Consider the following 18459-nt stretch of genomic DNA (forward strand, 5'->3'; position numbering starts at 1 on the left):
AGATCGAGGTGATCCAGAAACACAAAGACCAATAATCGCGGGATTCATAACTACTGATTATGAATCCCGCTGCGCTGTCGGGCGCGAGCCGCGATCTCAGCAGGTGGTGAGATCCCGGACGAGGGCGAGCGTCCGCGCGAGGTGTGGCTCGTCGCGATCGGCGCGATGCGCCGCGGCGAGGTCGATGAACGTCACCGGCCGGACCAGGGGGCGGTGCACGACCCCCTCCAGCGCCAGTGCGCGCACCGGCTCGGGGACGACGGCGACCCCGAGTCCGCCGGCGACGAGCGTGATCAACGTGGAGGTCTCGCCGACCTCGTGCCGGATCCGGGGCACGAGGTCCGCATCGTCGAACAGACGGCGTACGACGTCGTACATCGTCGAGCGACGGTCGGCCGAGTGGACGATGAGCTCGGTCCCGGCGAGGTCGCGCAGACGGATCCGGTCCTTCCCGGCGAGATCGTGGTCGGCCGGGAGGGCGATCGCGAGGCGGTCGCGCCGCAGCGGAGTGACCCGGATCGTGCCGTCGTCGACGGGTGGACGGAGGAGCGCCAGGTCGATCGAGCCGGCGCGGAGCGCCTCGACCTGCTCGGAGGCCAGCATCTCCCCTCGGAAGGAGAAGTCCACGCCGGGCAGCTCCTCGGCGAGCCGGCGGGAGAGGGCCGGCAGGAGGCTGTAGGTCACCGAGCCGACACAGCCGATCCGGACGTGTCCGACGACTCCGGCCGCCACGCGGCGGGCCTCGTCGGCAGCGCCGTCGACCGAGGCCAGGATCTCCCTGGCCCGCTCCAGGTAGGCATGGCCCGCCGGCGTCAGGTCCACGCGCCGGGTCGTGCGCACGAAGAGGTCGACCCCCAACTGTGCCTCCAGTCGCCGGATCTGCTGAGACAGCGGCGGCTGTGCCATGTGCAGACGCTCGGCGGCCCGGCCGAAGTGGCGTTCCTCGGCGACGGTGACGAAGTGGTTGAGCTGGCGAAGCAGATCCATATCCGAACCTGTCTCAAATGTGTCCGATATTGATACTTCACAATATCAACGCGGGCGCCTAGCGTCGCTGGGGTGACAGCTTCCTTCGTGTACGACGCGGTCCGCACTCCGTTCGGCAGGTTCAACGGCTCGCTCGCCGGCGTTCGCCCTGACGACCTGGCTGCCGGGGTCGTCTCGGCACTCCTCGCGCGGGCCCCGGGGCTCGACCCGGCCGCGATCGACGACGTCGTCTGGGGCAACGCCAACGGCGCGGGGGAGGAGAACCGCAACGTCGGCCGGATGGCGGTCCTGCTGGCCGGCCTGCCCACGAGCGTGCCCGCCACGACCGTCAACCGACTGTGCGGCTCGAGCCTGGACGCCGTCCTGATCGGCTCGCGCGCGATCGAGACCGGCGATGCCGACGTCGTACTCACCGGTGGCGTGGAGTCGATGACCCGGGCGCCCTGGGTGTTGCCCAAGCCGGCGAAGGGCTTCCCGGCGGGGGACATCACCGCCGTCTCCACCACGCTCGGGTGGCGCCTGGTCAACCCGCGGATGCCGAAGGAGTGGACCGTCTCGCTCGGCGAGGCGAACGAGCAGCTGCAGGAGAGGTTCGCCATCTCGCGGGAGCGGCAGGACGAGTTCGCCGCCCGCTCCCACCGGCTGGCCGATCGAGCCTGGCAGGACGGCTTCTACGACGACCTCGTGTCGCCCGTCGACGGCACCGACCTGGCCCGCGACGAGGGCATCCGCCCCGGCAGCACGGCCGAGTCGCTGGCCGGGCTCAAGGCGGTCTTCCGCGAGGACGGCACGATCACCGCCGGCAACGCCTCGCCGCTGAGCGACGGCGCGTCCGCCGTCCTGCTCGGCTCGGCGTCGGCGGCCGACACGATCGGCATCGAGCCCTCGGCGCGGATCGCCGGCCGGGCCGCGTTCGCCCTCGCTCCGCACGAGTTCGGATATGCACCCGTCGAGGCGGCCCATCGAGCGCTCGCGCGCGCCGGCATCACCTGGGAGCAGGTCGGCGCCGTCGAGCTCAACGAGGCGTTCGCCGTCCAGTCGCTGGCCTGTGTCGACGCGTGGAGGATCGACCCCGAGATCGTCAACACCCGCGGTGGAGCGATCGCGATCGGCCACCCGCTCGGCGCCTCCGGCGGTCGCATCGTCGGCACGCTGGCGAAGGTCCTGCGCGAGCGCGGCGAGCGCTGGGGTGTCGCCGCGATCTGCATCGGCGTGGGCCAGGGCCTCGCCGTCGTCCTCGAGAACACCGCGGCAGGTGCCTGATGGCCCGCACCGCTGTCCTGGACACCGTCGACGAGGCCGTCGCCGGGATCGAGGACGGCTCCACCGTCCTGGTCGGCGGCTTCGGCCTCGCCGGGATGCCGTTCGACCTGATCGACGCCCTCATCCGACAGGGCGCGCGCGACCTGACGATCGTGTCCAACAACGCCGGCAACGGCGACGTCGGCCTCGCCGCACTGCTCCAGGCCGGTCGGGTGCGCAAGGTCCTCTGCTCCTTCCCGCGGCAGAGCGACTCCTACGTGTTCGACGGGCTCTACCGCAGCGGCGAGATCGAGCTCGAGGTCGTGCCGCAGGGCAACCTCGCCGAGCGGATGCGGGCCGCCGGCGCGGGGATCGGCGCGTTCTTCTGCCCGACCGCGGTCGGCACCCCGCTGGCGGAGGGCAAGGAGACACGGGTGATCGACGGCCGTGAGTACGTCCTCGAATACCCGATCAAGGGCGACTACGCACTGATCTCCGCGCACACCGCCGACCGGCTCGGCAACGTCGTCTACCGCAAGACCGCTCGCAACTTCGGCCCGGTCATGGCCGCGGCCGCGACCACGACGATCGTCCAGGTGAGCAACGTCGTGGAGACGGGCACCCTCGACCCCGAGGCGGTCGTCACCCCGTCCATCTACGTCGACCGCGTGGTCGCCGTCGAGCAGCGCCACTACACCGTGCAGGGAGCCCGCTGATGACCGTCGAGCACGCGGACCGCGGCCCGCTCACCATGGACGAGCTCGCCCGGGTCATCGCCCGCGACATCCCCGCCGGCTCCTATGTCAATCTCGGCATCGGTCAGCCGACGAGGATCGCCGACCACCTCACCGCCGACCAGGAGGTCGTCCTCCACACGGAGAACGGCATGCTCGGCATGGGGCCGGCAGCACACGGCGACGACGTCGACCCCGACCTCACCAACGCGGGCAAGGCCCCCGTCACCGAGCTGCCCGGGGCGTCGTACTTCCACCACGCCGACTCCTTCGCCATGATGCGCGGCGGGCACCTCGACGTCTGCGTGCTCGGCGCGTATCAGGTGGCCGGCAACGGCGACCTCGCCAACTGGCACACCGGCCGGGAGGAGGACATCCCGGCCGTCGGCGGCGCGATGGACCTGGCCATCGGCGCGAAGGACGTCTTCGTCATGATGACCCTCTTCGGCAAGGACGGATCGCCCAAGCTCGTCCCGTCGTGCACCTACCCGCTCACCGGTGTCGGGTGCGTGAGCCGCGTCTACACCGATCACGGGGTGTTCGAGGTCGGGCCCGGGCGCGAGGCGGCCACGGTGCTCGCGACCTACGGGCTGACGCTCGCAGATCTCGCTGCGCGGCTGAGCCTGCCGCTGTCCGCCGCCGATAGGTGAGACGCGGCTGCCTGGAGGAGCAAGAAGGCCCTCTCCCCGAAGGGAGAGGGCCTTCTTGCCTGCTGCTTTCTGTACGCCATCAGGGACTCGAACCCCGAACCCGCTGATTAAGAGTCAGCTGCTCTGCCAATTGAGCTAATGGCGCTTGCGTTGAACGCGAGATGGAACATTACCAGCGTAGTTCGCGGCGGCGAAATCCGGGGCGGGGCCGGGTGGGTGGGTGGGGGTGACGTCATACGGATGGTGGCCTGGAGCGCTCGGTTCGTATGACGTCTCGGGTGGGTGGGGGTGACGGCAGACGGGTGGTGGTCTGGAGCGCTCGGTTCGTATGACGTCCGCGCTGCCGCGCCGCCCCTGCCGCCCCGCCCCAGCCGTCAGCGCGACTCGAGGACCGCCTGCGCGGCGTTGTGCCCGCCGAGGCCGGAGACGGCGCCGCCCCGGCGGGCGCCGGAGCCGCACAGGAGGACGCCGGGGTGGTCGGTCTGGACGCCCCAGCGCTCGGCGGGGGTGTCCAGGCGGGCGTGCGCGGGCGCCCAGGGCCAGTCGAGGTCGCCGTGGAAGATGTGCCCGCCCGGCATGGCCAGGTCGGCCTCGATGTCCTGGGGGATCTTCGCCTCGATGCACGGCCGACCGTCGGCGTCGCGCAGGACGACCTCGTCGATCGGGTCCTCGAGCACGGCGTCGAGCGAGGCGATCGCGCGGCGCAGCGCCTCCGCGCGCATGCCGTCGGGGTCGCGGGCGAACAGCCGCGCGGGGGTGTGCAGGCCGAAGTAGGTGAGGGTGTGGGTGCCGGCGGGGACGTCCCCGAGGATCGAGGGGTCCGTCAGGGAGTGGCAGTAGACCTCGCCGGGCATCGGATCGGGGAGCTCGCCGCGCTGGGCGGCGGCCCAGGCGACCTCGAGGTCGGCGGCGGACTCGGAGAGGTGCAGCGTGCCGGCGAAGGCGACCTCGGGGTCGATGCCCGAGCGCAGCCGCGGCAGCCGGGAGAGCAGGAGGTTGACCTTGAGCTGCGCGCCCTCCGGCTTGGTGGGCGGGTCCTCGCCTCCGCCCAGCAGGATCCGCAGCACCCAGGGCGCGACGTTCGCGAGCACGTACGACGCCTCGACGACGTGCTCGCTGGTGCCGTCGTGCCACCGGACCTCCACGGGTCCGCCGGCGTCGTCGGGCCGGATGGCGCTCACCCCGGCGCCGGTGACGATCTCGGCGCCCGCCTCGGTAGCCGCCTGGGCGAGGGCGTCGGTCACCGCGCCCATGCCTCCGACGGGCACGCGCCACTCGCCTGTGCCGTTGCCGATGAGGTGGTAGAGGAAGCAGCGGTTCTGGATCAGGGACCGGTCGTGCAGCGAGGCGAAGGTGCCGATCAGCGCGTCGGTGCCGACCACGCCGCGCACGAGGTCGTCGTGGAAGCGCCGGGTGATCGCGCTGCCGATCGGCTGCTCCACGACGTCGCGCCAGATCTCCGGGTCGACCTGGGCCCGGATGGCGGCGTCGGTGGCGAGCGGCCTGGTCAGGGTGGGGGCGACGGCCTGGGCCAGTCCGCCGAGCCCGTCGTAGAAAGCCCGCCAGGCGTCGTACTCGTCGTCGCTGCCGGTGAGGTCGCGGAACGACGCCCGGGTGGCCTCGCCCTCAGCGCGCTCCACGAGCAGACCGGTCGCCCGTCCGCCGCGGACGGTGGGGGAGTACGACGCCGTCTGCCGGCTCGCCAGGGCCAGGTCGAGCCCGAGGTCGGCCACGATCTCCTCCGGCAGGAGCGACACGAGGTAGGAGTAGCGCGAGAGCCGGGTCGGGAGCCCGGGGAAGGCCTGTGCGGAGACGGCCGCTCCGCCGACGTGGTCGAGGCGCTCGAGCACGAGGACACGGAGGCCTGCCCGGGCGAGATAGGCGGCGGCGGTCAGGCCGTTGTGGCCCCCGCCGACGATGACGGCGTCGTACTTCCCCCGGGTCATGACAGCACCCTAGGGGTGCGGGAATGCCCGCCGTCGGATCATGGTTGACATGGCAACAACCCGACCAGCCACCTGGAGGTGGATGCGATGCCCGCCATCACCGTCGACGACCTGACTGTCCTGCCACGCCTGAGCGTGCCCGGCCTGGGCGACCAGCCGCGCCCGGTCCGGCAGGTCACCACCGCACCGCAGGGCTACGAGGGGGAGGGCTTCCCGGTCCGCCGGGCGTTCGCCGGCATCGACCTGCGCGACCTCGACCCGTTCATCATGATGGACCAGATGGGCGAGGTGGAGTACGCGCCCGGCGAGCCCAAGGGCACGCCCTGGCACCCGCACCGCGGCTTCGAGACCGTCACCTACATCATCGACGGCGTCTTCGACCACCAGGACAGCCACGGCGGTGGCGGCACCATCACCAACGGCGACACCCAGTGGATGACCGCCGGCAGCGGGCTCCTGCACATCGAGACGCCGCCGGAGTGGCTGGTCCAGCAGGGCGGGCTGTTCCACGGCGTCCAGCTGTGGGTGAACCTGCCCAAGGCCGACAAGCTGAACGCGCCTCGCTACCAGGACATCCGCTCCGGCGAGGTCGCCCTGCTCACCAGCGACGACGCCGGCGCCCTCGTCCGGGTGATCGCCGGCAGCGTGGACGGACATGCCGGTCCGGGTTCGACGTACAGCCCGATGACGCTCGTGCACGCCACCCTCGAGCCCGGCGCCCGCCTCGACCTGCCGTGGCAGGTCGAGCACAACGCGCTGGTCTACGTCCTCAACGGATCGGGACGCGTGGGCGCCACCGAGTCGAGCCCGCTGCACGCCGGCCAGACGGCCGTCCTCGGCGCCGGCGACTACCTGACCGTCACGGCCGACCGCCGCCAGGAGAGTCGCTCGCCGCGGCTCGACGTCATCGTCGTGGGCGGTCAGCCGATCCGCGAGCCGATCGCGTGGGCGGGGCCGTTCGTCATGAACACCAAGGCCGAGGTGCTCTCGGCCTACGAGGACTACCAGAAGGGGCGCTTCGGGCTGCCGATCGGCGGCTGAGGACTCAGAGCCGCTTCTCGAAGAACGCCTCGGCGTAGGGGTTGTCGTTGTAGCGCTCGATCCGCCGGTAGCCGGACCGCTCGTACATCGCGATCGCCTCGTGCAGGGCCCCGTTCGTGTCGAGTACGACGCGACGGCGGCCCTGCGCGGCGGCGAGCGTCTCGAGGTGGCGCAGCATCCGCGCGCCCAGGCCCGCCCCGCGCCACGCGGAGTGCACCCACATCCGCTTGATCTCGGCGGTGTGGTCGTCGAGCGCCGGGCGGATCCCGCCGTAGGCCACCGGCTCCCCGTCCGAGCTCGCGACGACATAGGTGGCCCCGGGCTCCGGGGCCACCGGCCCGCCCGGGTCGAAGCCCTCGGGGAAGCGCGCGTCGAGCTCCGCGAAGTAGCGCCGCGTCGCCTCCTGGGCCGACGGGTGGTCGGGGGCCACCTCGCTGAGCCGCACCGTGGCGGCCCGGACCAGGAGGTCGGCGGTGCGCAGCGCCTCGTCGAGGCGCTCGCGCTGACGCGCGGTCAGCGGGGCCACCAGCGCGGCGGCCCGCTCCTCCGAGCGGCGCTCGAGGTCGTCGTACGCCGTGCGGCCGGCCGGCGTCAGCTCGACGACCCGGCGGCGGCGGTCGACGGGGTCCGGCGTCGTCGTGGTCAGGCCCTCCGTCTCCAGGCGACGCAGCAGGCGCGAGAGGTGGCCCGAGTCGAGGTCGAGGCGCTCGCGCAGCCCGCGCACGCTGGTGCCCGGCGTGCTGCCCACCTCGAACAGCAGGCGCGAGACGGCGAGCGGCCGCCCGGTGCCGAGGAAGGACTCGTCGAGCACGCCGATGCGCTGGGTGTAGGTCCGGTTGAATCGACGCAGCGCCTCGGTCAGCATCCTCTGACTGTAGTCAGAGAATGCTGGACGTCGAACGAGGAGGGCGGGAAATGCGCCTCGGCCGGACCCGTGCGGGTCCGGCCGAGGCTCTCGGGGTGAGTAACGGGACTTGAACCCGCGACATCCGCGACCACAACGCGGCGCTCTACCAGCTGAGCTATACCCACCATGCGACCCGGCCGTGGCCGAGTCAGCGGCACGAGTGTAGACGCAGGGCCGTCGGAATCAGGAATCGGTATCCGCAGCCGGCTCGCCGAGGCCGGTGATCGACCCGCCGTGACGGCCCGCGGCCTCCTTCGCGACGTCCGAGTCCGGGCCCGGCAGCGGCACGAAGACCGTGTCGCGGTAGTAGCGCAGCTCCTCGATGCTCTCCTGGATGTCGGCCAGGGCGCGGTGGTTGCCCCGCTTGGTCGGCGCGTTGTAGTAGGCGCGCGGGAACCAGCGCTTCGAGAGCTCCTTGATCGAGGAGACGTCGACGATGCGGTAGTGCAGGAAGGCGTCGAGCTCGGCCATGTCACGGGCCACGAAGCCGCGGTCCGTGGCGACCGAGTTGCCGGCGAGCGGCGGGCGGCTGTCGGCCGGGCAGTGCTCGCGCAGGTAGGCCATCACCTGCTCCTCGGCCTCGCGCAGGGTGACGCCGTGCTCCAGCTCCTCCAGCAGGCCGGACGTCTCGTGCATGGTGCGGACGAACTCGATCATCTGGTCCAGCGCCTCCGCCGGCGGCTTGATGATGACGTCGACACCCTCGCCGAGCACGTTGAGGTCGAAGTCGGTCACCAGGGCCGCGACCTCGATGAGCGCGTCGGCCCCGAGGTCGAGCCCGGTCATCTCACAGTCGATCCAGACCAGTCGTTCGTTCACGAGCCCGCACCCTACGCGGTACGCCGCCGCCGTGCGGTTCTCAGCAGCCGCTCAGCGCGTCCGACTAGCCTCACCGTCATGACAGGGACCCGACCGACGGTGCTCGCCTGGCTCGGCCTGGCCGCCCGCCTGGTCGCCGGCGTCGTGTGGATCGTGGCCGGCGGGCTGAAGGTCGCCGAGCCGGAGGCGAGCGTCAACGCCGTGCGGGCCTACCAGCTGCTGCCGTCCTCGCTCGCCGAGCCGGTCGGCCTCGCCCTGCCCGCCGTCGAGCTCGTCGTCGGGCTGGCGCTGGTGCTGGGGGTGCTCGCGCGGGGCGCGGCCGTGGTCTCGGCGCTGCTGTTCGGGGCGTTCATCGTCGGCATCGCCTCGGTGTGGGCGCGCGGGATCGAGATCGACTGCGGGTGCTTCGGCGGCGGTGGCGCGAAGGCGGGCGCCGCCTCGGCGTACCCCTGGGAGATCGCGCGCGACGCGGCGCTGCTGGCAGCCTCGCTCCTCGTCGCGTCCCTGCGCCGCACGCCGCTGGCCCTGGACTCGCTGCTGTTCGCCCCGAGGCCCGAGGAGCGGGCCACCACCCACGAAGGAGCCATGAACTGATGTCGTCGAACTCGAGGGCCGATGCCCGGGCGAAGGCCGCCGAGATGCGCGCCGCGCAGCAGAGGAGCGAGACACGCCGCCGGTTCCTGACCATCGGGGGCGTCCTCGCGGTGATGGCGCTCATCGTCGGCGGATCCATCTGGTTCGGCCTGCGCGAGCAGGACAAGGGCGAGGAGAAGCTGGCCGACGCGGCCAGCAGCTCGAGTGAGTACGGGGTGGCCATCGGCGACGCGGACGCCCCCCGCACGGTCGTCATCTACGAGGACTTCCTGTGCCCCTACTGCGGCGAGCTCGAGCGCGCGACCCGCGACGACCTGACCGCGCTGGCCGCCGACGGCAAGGTCCGCGTCGAGTACCGGCCCTTCGACCTGCTCAGCCGGATCGCGGACTACCCGATCCGGGCGACCAACGCGTTCGCGCTCGTGCTCGAGAAGTCCGGGCCCGAGGTCGCCAAGAAGTTCCACGACCTCCTCTACGAGAACCAGCCGTCCGAGGAGGACCCGGACGCCGCCACGAACGACGACCTGGTCGACCTCGCCGTCGAGGCCGGGGCCGCCGAGGCCGACGTCCGCGGCGGCATCGAGAGCCTGTCCCACCAGGCATGGGTGGACGAGGCGACCGCCGAGGCGGCCAAGGCCGGCGTGACCGGGACCCCGACGGTTCTGCTCGACGGCGAGGTCTTCCAGGACGGGCGCACCATCGACGAGTTGGCCGACAACCTGATCTCCGAACTGGAGTGACCGGGGTCCGGCCGGCTGGCAGGATCGGCCCGTGCTGAGCAACTTCGTCGCGGGCCTGCCGAAGGCCGAGCTCCACGTCCACCATGTCGGGTCCGCGTCCCCTCGGATCGTGTCCGAGCTGGCCGAGCGCCACCCGGGCACGGTCCCCTCGGATCCCGAGCGGCTGCGCGAGTTCTTCGCGTTCCGCGACTTCGCCCACTTCATCGAGGTCTACCTCGCGGTGGTCGACCTGGTCCGCACGCCGGAGGACGTCCGCTATCTCACCTACGAGATCGCCCGCGAGCTCCACGAGGGCCAGTCGGTGCGGTACGCCGAGCTCACCTGCACGCCGTACACCTCCGTGCTGCCCGACGACCCCGACCGCGGCATGCCGATCGAGGCCTACACGGAGGCGATCGAGGACGCCCGGCTCGCGGCCGAGCGAGACCTCGGTCTCGTGATGCGGTGGATCTACGACATCCCCGGCGAGGCGGGCGTCCCGGCGGCCGACGCCACCTTGCGCTTCGCGCTCGACCACGCGCCGGAGGGACTCGTCGGATTCGGTCTCGGCGGGCCGGAGATCGGCGTCGCGCGCGACCAGTTCACCCCCCACTTCAAGGCGGCGCGCGCGGCCGGACTGCACTCGGTCCCGCACGCCGGGGAGACCACCGGCCCGGAGACGATCTGGACGTCGCTGCACGACCTCGGCGCCGAGCGGATCGGGCACGGCACCTCCGCGGCCCAGGACCCCGCGCTGCTCGCCCATCTGGCCGAGCACCGGATCCCGCTCGAGGTGTGTCCGTCCTCCAACGTCGCCACCCGAGCGGTCGCCTCCCTCGACGAGCACCCGCTGCCGGTGTTCGTCGAGGCGGGCGTGGTGGTGACGATCAACTCCGACGATCCGCCGATGTTCGGCACCACCCTCAACCGCGAGTACGAGATCGCCGCCGGCCTGCTCGGCCTCGACGACGCCGGGCTCGCGGACCTCGCCCGAGCCGCGGTGGTCGCGTCGTTCGCGCCCGAGGGCGTCAAGGACGGCCTGGTGGCCGAGATCGACGCCTACGAGTCGTCCGCCGGCCGTGCCGGCGGCTCCGGTCAGACGAAGATCATTCCGCCGTCGATGAGCACCGACTGACCGGTCATGTAGTCGGAGTCCGGACCCGCGAGGAAGGACACGAGCCCGGCGACGTCCTCGCCGCGGGAGACTCGGCCCAGGGCGATCCCGGCCGCCATCTCCGCCATCGACTCGCCCTTGCCCACGTGGTTGATCTCCCCGAGATCATGGTCGATCTCCTCCCACATCCGGGTGTCGACGATGCCGGGACAGTACGCGTTGACGGTGATGCCGTGCTCGGCCCATTCCTGCGCGGCGGACTGCGTGAGGGAGCGCACGGCGAACTTCGAGGAGCAGTAGACGCCGAGCAGCGCGAATCCCTTGTGCGCGGCGATCGACGCGGCGCCGATGATCTTCCCGCCGTTGCCCTGCGCGATCATCTGGCGGGCCGCCTCGGTGTAGCAGAGGAAGACGCCCCGTCCGTTGACCGCGTGGACGCGGTCGTACTCCTCCGGAGTCACGTCGAGCAGCGCCTTCGTCTGGGCGATCCCGGCGTTGGCGACCATCACGTCCAGAGAGCCCAGCGCCTCGACGGTGCCGGCGACGAGGGCCCGGACCGAGTCGGGATCGGACACATCCCCGTGCAGGTCCACCGAGCGCACCCCGGTCGCCTCGATCTCCTCGCGGGTGCCCTTGAGCTCGTCGGCCATCGACGGCAGGTCGGAGACGGCGACGTCGTGTCCGTCCGACGCGAGGCGGAGGGCGATGGACCGACCGATGCCGCGGGCGGCTCCGGTCACGTGGGCGACGGACATGGGGACTCCTGGTGTGATCGAGGACACGGTGCGGTGCGCGCTCAATGTAGGAGTGGTGCCGAGCGACGCTGAAGAGTTGCAGCGCCGTTGCAGACCCGCCGGCCCCGGACAGACGTCAGCCCCACGGGGCTCATACCTCCCGCGGGGCTGATCCTTTTGTACGACGGGCGCCGGATCAGCCGCGGGAGGCGCGCCGCAGCCGGCGGGCGGTGGCGTACGACTGCTCTCGCAGCCGTTCGACCCAGGGGTACTGCTCCAGTCCGGGCACGGTGTTGAGCACCGGGTCGAAGTCGACCTCGCTCGCGTCGGGCAGGGGCATCTCCAGAGTGAGGTCGCCGAGGACGTGCCACTCGCCGCCGACGCTCGCCCAGCACAGCTCGTAGCCGCGCACGTCGACCGGTCGCGCTCCGATCACCACCGGCCCGACCGGGCTCCGGTAGGGGAGAAGACAGGTCAGCGGCGAGTGCGCGTTCCATGCCGGCAGCAGGAGGTGCCGCGTCACGGGATCCCAGCCGGTGGTGGCGAGCAGCAGATCGGCGTCGCCGCCCGCTCCCTGGTGCAGGCGCACCGCGAGGCCGTGCACGTCGGGGAGCCGACCGGGGAGGCCGATCGCGCGCGACACCCGCACGGTCACGTCGTCCTCGCCGTTCTCGTCGATCCACGGCACCCCGATCGGGGTGTCCGATCCGGGGCGGACCAGCCGGCCGGCGTACATCTCGCCGTCGGGGTGGAGCGGTTTCTCGCCCGGCCGGAGCGCGGCGATGCCGCTCGTGATCGACGCCAGGGCGCGCCCGGCGAGATCGGCTGCGGTGGTGATCACGGAGAAGGCCATGACCGGGGCGGTACCCGGCCCGCCCCGTTCAACGCGGGATCAGGCGCTGTGGAGCCGGGTCGGCGGCAGCGCGCGGGCGCGCCAGCGGCCGCCGTCGTGGTCGACGTCGATCGGGTGGTCGAAGGTGGCGGTGACCGCGGCGGTGGTGAGCACCTCCGCGACCGGCCCGGCCGCGACCACGCTGCCCCGGGCCAGGAGGAGCGCGTGGCTCGTCGTGGTCGGCAGCTCCTCGAGGTGATGGGTGACCAGGACCGAGGCGACCTCGGGAGCGGTGTGCGCCAGGCGGTCGAGGACGGTCAGCAGCTGCTCGCGCGCGGCGACGTCGAGCCCGGTCGTCGGCTCGTCGAGGAGGAGCAGGCGGGGCTGCGCGGCGAGCGCCCGGGCGATGAGCGCCCGGCCGCGCTGGCCCTGGGACAGGGTGGGCCACCGGGACTCGCGGTGGGCCTCCAGACCGACCTCGGCGATCAGCTCGTCGACCCGCGCGAGCTCCTCCGCCGACGGCGTCCAGCGCATCGTCAGCTCGACGGTGCCCGTGATCCCGGTCAGCACGACCTGGCGCACGGTCAGGGCGGACTGGAGCGGGTGGCGCGGATTCACGTGACCGATGTCGCGACGCAGCTCCTGCAGGTCGACCCGGCCGAGGCGGCGGCCGAGCACCTCCACCGTGCCCGACGTCGGGTGCACCTGGGCGCCGCAGAACCCGAGCAGCGTGCTCTTCCCGGCACCGTTGGGACCGAGCAGGGCCCAGTGCTCGCCGGCGCGCACGGTCAGGTCCACGCCGTGCAGGATCTCGCCGCCTCCGCGGCGGAAGACGACGTCGCGCAGGTCGAGGACGGTCGGGCTCACAGGGATCTGCTCCTTCGGACATGGGTCGGGCGGGTGAGGGTGACCCCCAGGTCACGCTCAGCCACCCGACTCGGGCTGGCGCCCCCGGCAGGATTCGAACCTGCGACCCAGGAATTAGAAGGCCCTTGCTCTATCCAGCTGAGCTACGGAGGCGGAGCGACGAGGGTACCGCTGCGGCCGCATGAGGCTCGTATCAGCGTTGCGGAATACCCCAGGGGGGTATTAGGTTCTGGTGAGAGTCACCGAGGAGGAGAGACGATGAAACCCCGCAACGCCATCGCCGCCAGCGCCACCCTGCACTGCCTGACCGGCTGCGCGATCGGCGAGATCGCCGGGCTCATGATCGGTACGGCGGCCGGCCTGTCCGACGCGCAGACGATGGCCCTCGCGGTCGGCCTCGCGTTCGTGTTCGGCTACGCGCTGTCGTCGCTCCCGCTGGTCGGTGACGGCATGAGCCTGGGCAGGGCGCTCAGGCTGGTCCTGGCCGCCGACACCCTCTCGATCATCGTGATGGAGACCGTCGACAACGCCGTCATGGCGGCCATCCCCGGGGCCATGGGCGCAGGGCTCGTCAACCCGGTCTTCTGGCTCGGGATGATGATCGCCCTCTCCGCGGCCTTCCTCGCCGCCTTCCCGGTCAACCGCTACCTCATCGACCGGGGCAAGGGGCACGCCCTGCACCAGGACGTCCACGGCGCCCACCACGCTCACGGATCGGAGCACCACGCATGAACGTCAACACCCTCGCCGCGGGCGTCATCGGGTTCCTGCTCGGCGGCCTGGTCGTCTCCACCGCGGCCGAGCTCGAGAACGACGAAGCGCCGGCGCACGGGGTGGACCGGCCCGCCGTCGTCCAGCTGCGTTGAGCCTCGAAGGCGCGGTGAGCCTCAGCCGCCGGCGATCGCGGCGGCGACCGCGTGATGCACCTCGGGGTGGAACACCGACGGCATGATGAACGAGGCGTTCAGCTCGTCGTCGCGCACGACGTGGGCGATCGCGTCGGCCGCGCGCAGCATCATCTCCATCGTCACCTCGGACGCGCGGGCGTCGAGCAGACCCCGGAAGACGCCGGGGAAGGCGAGCACGTTGTTGACCTGGTTGGGGAAGTCCGAGCGACCCGACGCCACGACGGCGGCGAACCGCGCTGCGGCCGCCGGGTCCACCTCCGGGTCGGGGTTCGCGAGGGCGAAGACCACCGGGTCGGCGGCCATGGTCCGGATCCACTCCGGCTTGAGGATCCCCGGCGCGCTGACGCCGATGAACACGTCCGCACCCTCGAGGACCTGTTGCAGGCCGCCCGAGCGCCGCTCGGCGTTGGTGAGCCCGGCGAGCTCCTCGTGGGCCGCGGACAGACCGGCGTCGCCGGCGACCAGGGCGCCGTTGCGATCGACGACCACCACGTCGTTGACGCCGGCGGCGAGCAGCAGCTTGACGATGGCGGTGCCGGCCGCGCCACCGCCGGACACGACGACGCGCGCAGCGCCGACCTCCTTCTTCACCACCCGCAGAGCGTTGGTCAGCGCGGCCAGGACCACGATCGCCGTACCGTGCTGGTCGTCGTGGAAGACCGGGATGTCGAGCCGCTCGCGCAGCCGCGCCTCGATCTCGAAGCAGCGCGGCGCGGCGATGTCCTCGAGGTTGATGCCGCCGAAGCCGGGGGCGATCAGCTCGACCGCGCGGACGATCTCGTCGGTGTCCTGGGTGTCGAGGCAGATCGGCCAGGCGTCGATCTCGCCGAAGCGCTTGAACAGCGCGGCCTTGCCCTCCATCACCGGCAGGGCCGCGCCGGGGCCGATGTTGCCGAGGCCGAGCACCGCCGACCCGTCGGTGACGACCGCGACGGCGTTGCCCTTGATGGTCAGGCGGCGCACGTCGTCGGGGTTCTCCGCGATCGCCATCGACACCCGGCCCACACCGGGGGTGTAGGCCAGCGACATGTCGTCACGGGTCTTGAGGGGGACCTTGGAGGCGACCTCGATCTTGCCGCCGAGGTGGATGAGGAAGGTCCGGTCGGAGACCTTGTGGACCTCCACGCCCTCCACCGCCGCGACGGCGGCCTGCAACTCCGCCGCGTGCTCGGCATCGGCCGCCGAGCAGGTGACGTCGACGGTGAGCCGGCTGGAGCTGGACTCCGCGACGTCGATCGCGGTCACCATCCCCCCGGCTTCGGCGATCGCCGTGGCGACCTCGCCCACGACGCCGTGGTCGACGGTCGTGTGCAGGCGCATCGTGATGGAGTACGACGAGGCAGTGGCAGTCCTGGTGGGCACGGGCCCCAGTCTGTCCCGCCGCGGGGCTACTCGGAAGTCGCCAGCGCCTCTCGATCCCCCGGAGGCACCCGGGGCACCGGCCCGGCGGCTACCTCCGCTCGTGCGTGTGCGCGACGTACACGTCGCACGAGGCGCGGGCCGCGACATCGCGCGCGATGCTGCCGAGCACCCGTCCGGCGATCCCCTGGACCCGCTTGTTGCCGACCACGATCAGCTCGGCGCCCAGCGCCTCGGCCGTGGCGACCAGGGCGTCGCCCGGCTTGCCCTCGGCGGCACCGCTGGTGATCTGCACGTCCGGGTGGGCCGCCTGCAGAGCCTTGGTGACCTTGGCCGCCACCTCCTCGGCGTCCCGCTCCGTGCTGAGGAGGAGGGTGTCGCTGCCGATGCGCACCGTCTCGGACTCGAACTTCCCGAACGCGGACACCACATGCAGGCGGGCGCCCAGCGCGCCCGCGAGCACGGCCGCCCGCTCGGCGGCGGCGGTCGCCGTCTCGCTTCCGTCGACCCCGGTCACGATCGTCCTGCTGTCGGCCATCGCCGTCTCCTGTTCACGTTGCTGAGCTGATGGTGCGAACCTAGCGTGACGCGCGCCACATCACCCGCGCAGGGTCGCCATCCACTCCTCGATGGCGTCGGGGGTGCGGGGGAGGGCGGCCGAGAGGCTCTCGATGCCGTCGGCGGTGACGACGACGTCGTCCTCGATCCTGATCCCGATGCCGCGCAGCTCCTCGGGCACGAGGAGGTCGTCGGCCTGGAAGTAGAGACCCGGCTCGACCGTGAGCACCATGCCCTCGACCAGCTCGGCCTCGCGGTAGGACTCCGGCGCGGCCTGGCCGCAGTCGTGGACGTCCATGCCGAGCATGTGGCTCACGCCGTGCAGGGTCCAGCGGGCGTACACGCGGGAGTCGGGCGACAGCGCCTCGTCGACGCTCACCGGGAGCAGGTCCAGGTCGTCGAGTCCGCGGGCGAGCACCTCCATGGCTGCCTCGTGGCCGGCGAGGAAGTGCGCGCCGGGGCGCAGCGCGGCCATCGCCGCGTCCTGCGAGCGCAGCACGAGCGAGTAGAGGTCGCGCTGGAGCGGGGTGAAGGTGCCTGCGACCGGCAGCGTCCGGGTGACGTCGGCGGTGTAGAGGTTGGCTCCCTCGACGCCCATGTCGCACAGCACCAGCTGTCCGGGGACGATCGGCCCCGAGTTCTCGATCCAGTGCAGCGTCGTGGCATGGGGGCCGCCGGCGACGATCGAGTCGTAGCCGAGGTCGTTGCCCATCGTGCGCGCCCGGCGGAAGAAGGTGCCCTCGAGCCAGCGTTCGCCGTGCTCGATGACCCGGTCCCACTCGCGCACGCAGTCCTCGAAGCCCAGTGTGGTCGCGTCGACGGCGGCCTGCAGCTCCGCGATCTCCCAGGCGTCCTTGACCAGGCGCATCTCCGAGGCGACCCGGGCCAGCTCGGCGTCACGGCCCTCATCGCCGCCCACCAGCGCGTCCACCGTCGGGGAGACACCGCGGTGCACGCGGGTCTTCGCGCCCCGGGCCAGATCGCCCGCGAGCTCGTCGACGTGCTTGACCCTCAGGCCGAGCGCGGCCTCGAGCTCGCCGGCCGAGGGCCGCTTCCCCGCCCAGAGCGCGCCGTACTGCCGGTCGCGGAAGAACTCGTCGGTGTCGCGCCCCGAGCGCGGGCGCGCGTAGAGCACCGAGGAGCCGTCCGGCTCGACCACGAGGACCGCGTCGGAGGTGTGGTTGCCGGAGAAGTACGCGTGCGCGGTGTCGGCCCGGAAGCGGTAGTCGGTGTCGTACGCGCGGACCTTGTAGCCACCCCCCGGCAGCACCAGCCGCTCGCCCGGGAACGCCTCGGCCAGGCGAGCCCGACGGGACGCGGCCAGGTCGGCGACCGGGTGGCGCGCGACGTCCTCCTCGCGCTCGTCCCAGCCGGTGCGCATGAAGGCGGCGTACGCCTCGGGGACGACGGGGTCGTGCTGTTCGGTCCTGGGCTCGGTCTGGCGCTCGGTCTGGGACTCGGTCTGGGACTTGGTCTGGGGCTCGGTCTGGGGGGTGTCCGCACTCACGCTCCCGATCGTACGCCGCGATCTCAGGCGCAGGACTCGCTCCGGATAGGGTTCCCTCATGCCCGCAGTCCGCCGCAACAGCCTTGCCTTCACGGTCGTCGTGACCGTGGCGGTGGCGCTCGGCGCGCTGCTCACGCTCCTGGTTCTCGCGCTCTCCGGCGCCCCGGCCATCACCCTGCTCGCGACCGCCCTGGCGGCGCTGCCGGTCGGGCCCGTGCTGGCGGCGTACCTCTGGTTGGACCGCTACGAGCCCGAGCCGCGAGCCCTGCTCGTCGGGGGCCTGGCCTGGGGCGCTTTCGTCGCGACCATGGCCGCGGTCGTGGTCCAGGGCCTCGGCGGCCTGCTCGTCGGCTTCACCGACACCTTCTCCCTGGCCGTCGTCGCTCCCGTCATCGAGGAGGCCAGCAAGGGCCTCTTCCTGGTCCTGCTGCTGTGGTGGCGCCGGGCGGAGGTCGACGGCATCCTCGACGGCATCGTCTACGCCGGCATGGTCGGTGTCGGCTTCGCCTTCACCGAGAACATCCTCTACCTCATCGCGGCCTGGAACGGCACCGACGGGATGGGGCCCGGCGGCATCGAGGCGGTCACCGGCACGTTCGTCCTGCGCGGCGTCTTCAGCCCGTTCGCCCACCCGCTCTTCACGGCGTTCACGGGGGTCGGCATCGGCCTGGCCGTCTCCTCCCGCAGTGCGGCCGTCCGCTGGCTGGCCCCGGTCGGCGGCTACCTCCTCGCGGTGCTGGCGCACGCCACCTGGAACGGCTCGACGGTCTTCGGCTTCGGCAGCTTCGCCGTCGTGTACGTCGTCATCATGGCTCCCGCGTTCATCGGCATGGTCGCGCTGGCCTGGTGGGCTCGCGAGACCGAGGCGCACGTGCTGCGGGTGGCCCTCACCGACGCCGCCCAGCGCGGGCTGCTGCCCGCCACCGACATCGGCTGGGTGG

20 protein-coding genes and 3 tRNA genes are annotated in these 18459 nt (G+C 72.1%); 10 read left to right on the forward strand and 13 right to left on the reverse strand.

The window, feature by feature from the left end; translation table 11 throughout:
• Nucleotides 1–96: 96 nt before the first annotated feature.
• Entirely contained in the window at nt 97–987 is an 891-nt protein-coding gene (locus FHP29_RS16945) for a LysR family transcriptional regulator (RefSeq protein WP_139624051.1), read from the reverse strand.
• A gap of 72 nt (nt 988–1059) precedes the next feature.
• On the opposite strand from FHP29_RS16945, the gene FHP29_RS16950 reads away from it, so the two are divergent.
• The 3 genes from FHP29_RS16950 to FHP29_RS16960 are packed head-to-tail and all read left to right on the forward strand — an operon-like array spanning nt 1060 to nt 3613.
• Nucleotides 1060–2250: a thiolase family protein gene (locus tag FHP29_RS16950; RefSeq protein ID WP_139624052.1), complete on the forward strand. Its 1191-nt coding sequence runs from the start codon at nt 1060–1062 to the stop codon at nt 2248–2250.
• A complete protein-coding gene (locus FHP29_RS16955) occupies nt 2250–2945 on the forward strand; it encodes a 3-oxoacid CoA-transferase subunit A (RefSeq protein ID WP_139624053.1) in 696 nt (231 codons plus the stop codon). Before FHP29_RS16950 ends, FHP29_RS16955 begins: the two co-directional genes overlap by 1 nt.
• Entirely contained in the window at nt 2945–3613 is a 669-nt protein-coding gene (locus FHP29_RS16960) for a 3-oxoacid CoA-transferase subunit B (protein ID WP_139624054.1), read from the forward strand. The genes FHP29_RS16955 and FHP29_RS16960 overlap by 1 nt, the downstream gene beginning before the upstream one ends.
• Before the next feature lie 72 nt (nt 3614–3685).
• Here the strand turns inward: FHP29_RS16960 and FHP29_RS16965 are convergent.
• A tRNA-Lys gene (locus FHP29_RS16965) sits at nt 3686–3758 on the reverse strand.
• A 229-nt stretch (nt 3759–3987) separates the two neighbouring features.
• Complete coding sequence (locus FHP29_RS16970) at nt 3988–5559, reverse strand: phytoene desaturase family protein (RefSeq protein ID WP_139624055.1); 1572 nt, start codon at nt 5557–5559, stop codon at nt 3988–3990.
• Between the two features lie 87 nt (nt 5560–5646).
• Between FHP29_RS16970 and FHP29_RS16975 the strand changes: the two genes are divergently transcribed.
• Nucleotides 5647–6600, forward strand: a complete 954-nt coding sequence (locus FHP29_RS16975) for a pirin family protein (RefSeq protein WP_139624056.1) — start codon at nt 5647–5649, stop codon at nt 6598–6600.
• Between the two features lie 4 nt (nt 6601–6604).
• Here FHP29_RS16975 and FHP29_RS16980 read toward each other — a convergent pair whose 3' ends face one another.
• The 3 genes from FHP29_RS16980 to orn form a co-directional block, all read right to left on the reverse strand.
• Entirely contained in the window at nt 6605–7465 is an 861-nt protein-coding gene (locus FHP29_RS16980) for a helix-turn-helix domain-containing GNAT family N-acetyltransferase (protein ID WP_139624057.1), read from the reverse strand.
• Between the two features lie 94 nt (nt 7466–7559).
• Nucleotides 7560–7632 (reverse strand) — tRNA-His (locus FHP29_RS16985).
• Nucleotides 7633–7690: 58 nt separating this feature from the next.
• On the reverse strand, nt 7691–8326 hold the full coding sequence (gene orn / locus FHP29_RS16990) for an oligoribonuclease (RefSeq protein ID WP_139624058.1): 636 nt from the start codon (nt 8324–8326) through the stop codon (nt 7691–7693).
• 78 nt (nt 8327–8404) lie between these two features.
• Between orn and FHP29_RS16995 the strand changes: the two genes are divergently transcribed.
• Genes FHP29_RS16995 through FHP29_RS17005 form a run of 3 tightly spaced genes read left to right on the forward strand, consistent with a single transcriptional unit; the run spans nt 8405 to nt 10774 of the window.
• Nucleotides 8405–8920 carry a MauE/DoxX family redox-associated membrane protein gene (locus FHP29_RS16995; RefSeq protein WP_139624059.1) on the forward strand — a complete coding sequence of 172 codons (516 nt, stop codon included), beginning with the start codon at nt 8405–8407 and terminating at the stop codon, nt 8918–8920.
• Entirely contained in the window at nt 8920–9660 is a 741-nt protein-coding gene (locus FHP29_RS17000; RefSeq protein WP_139624060.1) for a DsbA family protein, read from the forward strand. The genes FHP29_RS16995 and FHP29_RS17000 overlap by 1 nt, the downstream gene beginning before the upstream one ends.
• Before the next feature lie 31 nt (nt 9661–9691).
• Nucleotides 9692–10774 (forward strand): adenosine deaminase, encoded by a 1083-nt coding sequence (locus FHP29_RS17005; protein ID WP_240044561.1) that lies wholly within the window; start codon nt 9692–9694, stop codon nt 10772–10774.
• Here FHP29_RS17005 and FHP29_RS17010 read toward each other — a convergent pair.
• The 4 genes from FHP29_RS17010 to FHP29_RS17025 all read right to left on the reverse strand — a co-directional run bounded on the left by FHP29_RS17010 (nt 10735) and on the right by FHP29_RS17025 (nt 13339).
• Nucleotides 10735–11508 (reverse strand): acetoin reductase, encoded by a 774-nt coding sequence (locus tag FHP29_RS17010; protein WP_139624061.1) that lies wholly within the window; start codon nt 11506–11508, stop codon nt 10735–10737. The two genes, FHP29_RS17005 and FHP29_RS17010, sit on opposite strands and share 40 nt — an antisense overlap.
• A gap of 175 nt (nt 11509–11683) precedes the next feature.
• Entirely contained in the window at nt 11684–12340 is a 657-nt protein-coding gene (locus FHP29_RS17015; RefSeq protein ID WP_139624062.1) for a hypothetical protein, read from the reverse strand.
• A gap of 39 nt (nt 12341–12379) precedes the next feature.
• The gene (locus FHP29_RS17020) at nt 12380–13186 is read right to left on the reverse strand and encodes an ABC transporter ATP-binding protein (RefSeq protein ID WP_139624063.1); all 807 of its coding nucleotides are present in this window, start codon (nt 13184–13186) and stop codon (nt 12380–12382) included.
• Between the two features lie 76 nt (nt 13187–13262).
• Nucleotides 13263–13339 (reverse strand) — tRNA-Arg (locus FHP29_RS17025).
• 105 nt (nt 13340–13444) lie between these two features.
• Here FHP29_RS17025 and FHP29_RS17030 point away from each other — a divergent pair.
• Together FHP29_RS17030 and FHP29_RS22275 are read left to right on the forward strand one after the other, a co-directional pair.
• Nucleotides 13445–13918 (forward strand): DUF4396 domain-containing protein, encoded by a 474-nt coding sequence (locus FHP29_RS17030; protein WP_205014208.1) that lies wholly within the window; start codon nt 13445–13447, stop codon nt 13916–13918.
• Nucleotides 13915–14052 carry a hypothetical protein gene (locus FHP29_RS22275; protein WP_205014210.1) on the forward strand — a complete coding sequence of 46 codons (138 nt, stop codon included), beginning with the start codon at nt 13915–13917 and terminating at the stop codon, nt 14050–14052. The genes FHP29_RS17030 and FHP29_RS22275 overlap by 4 nt, the downstream gene beginning before the upstream one ends.
• 21 nt (nt 14053–14073) lie before the next feature.
• On the opposite strand, the gene FHP29_RS17035 is transcribed toward FHP29_RS22275, so the two are convergent.
• From FHP29_RS17035 to FHP29_RS17045, 3 genes are all read right to left on the reverse strand, one after another.
• Complete coding sequence (locus FHP29_RS17035; protein WP_139624321.1) at nt 14074–15414, reverse strand: NAD-dependent malic enzyme; 1341 nt, start codon at nt 15412–15414, stop codon at nt 14074–14076.
• A 130-nt stretch (nt 15415–15544) separates the two neighbouring features.
• Complete coding sequence (locus FHP29_RS17040; RefSeq protein WP_139624064.1) at nt 15545–15991, reverse strand: universal stress protein; 447 nt, start codon at nt 15989–15991, stop codon at nt 15545–15547.
• 60 nt (nt 15992–16051) lie between these two features.
• Nucleotides 16052–17518, reverse strand: coding sequence for an aminopeptidase P family protein (locus FHP29_RS17045; protein WP_240044562.1), 1467 nt, complete (start codon nt 17516–17518; stop codon nt 16052–16054).
• Nucleotides 17519–17576: 58 nt separating this feature from the next.
• Between FHP29_RS17045 and FHP29_RS17050 the strand changes: the two genes are divergently transcribed.
• A partial coding sequence (locus FHP29_RS17050; RefSeq protein ID WP_240044563.1) for a PrsW family intramembrane metalloprotease occupies nt 17577–18459 on the forward strand: 883 nt, incomplete at its 3' end.

Origin of the sequence: Nocardioides albidus (genome assembly GCF_006335005.1) — a bacterium.
Taxonomy (GTDB): Bacteria; Actinomycetota; Actinomycetes; order Propionibacteriales; family Nocardioidaceae; genus Nocardioides; species Nocardioides albidus.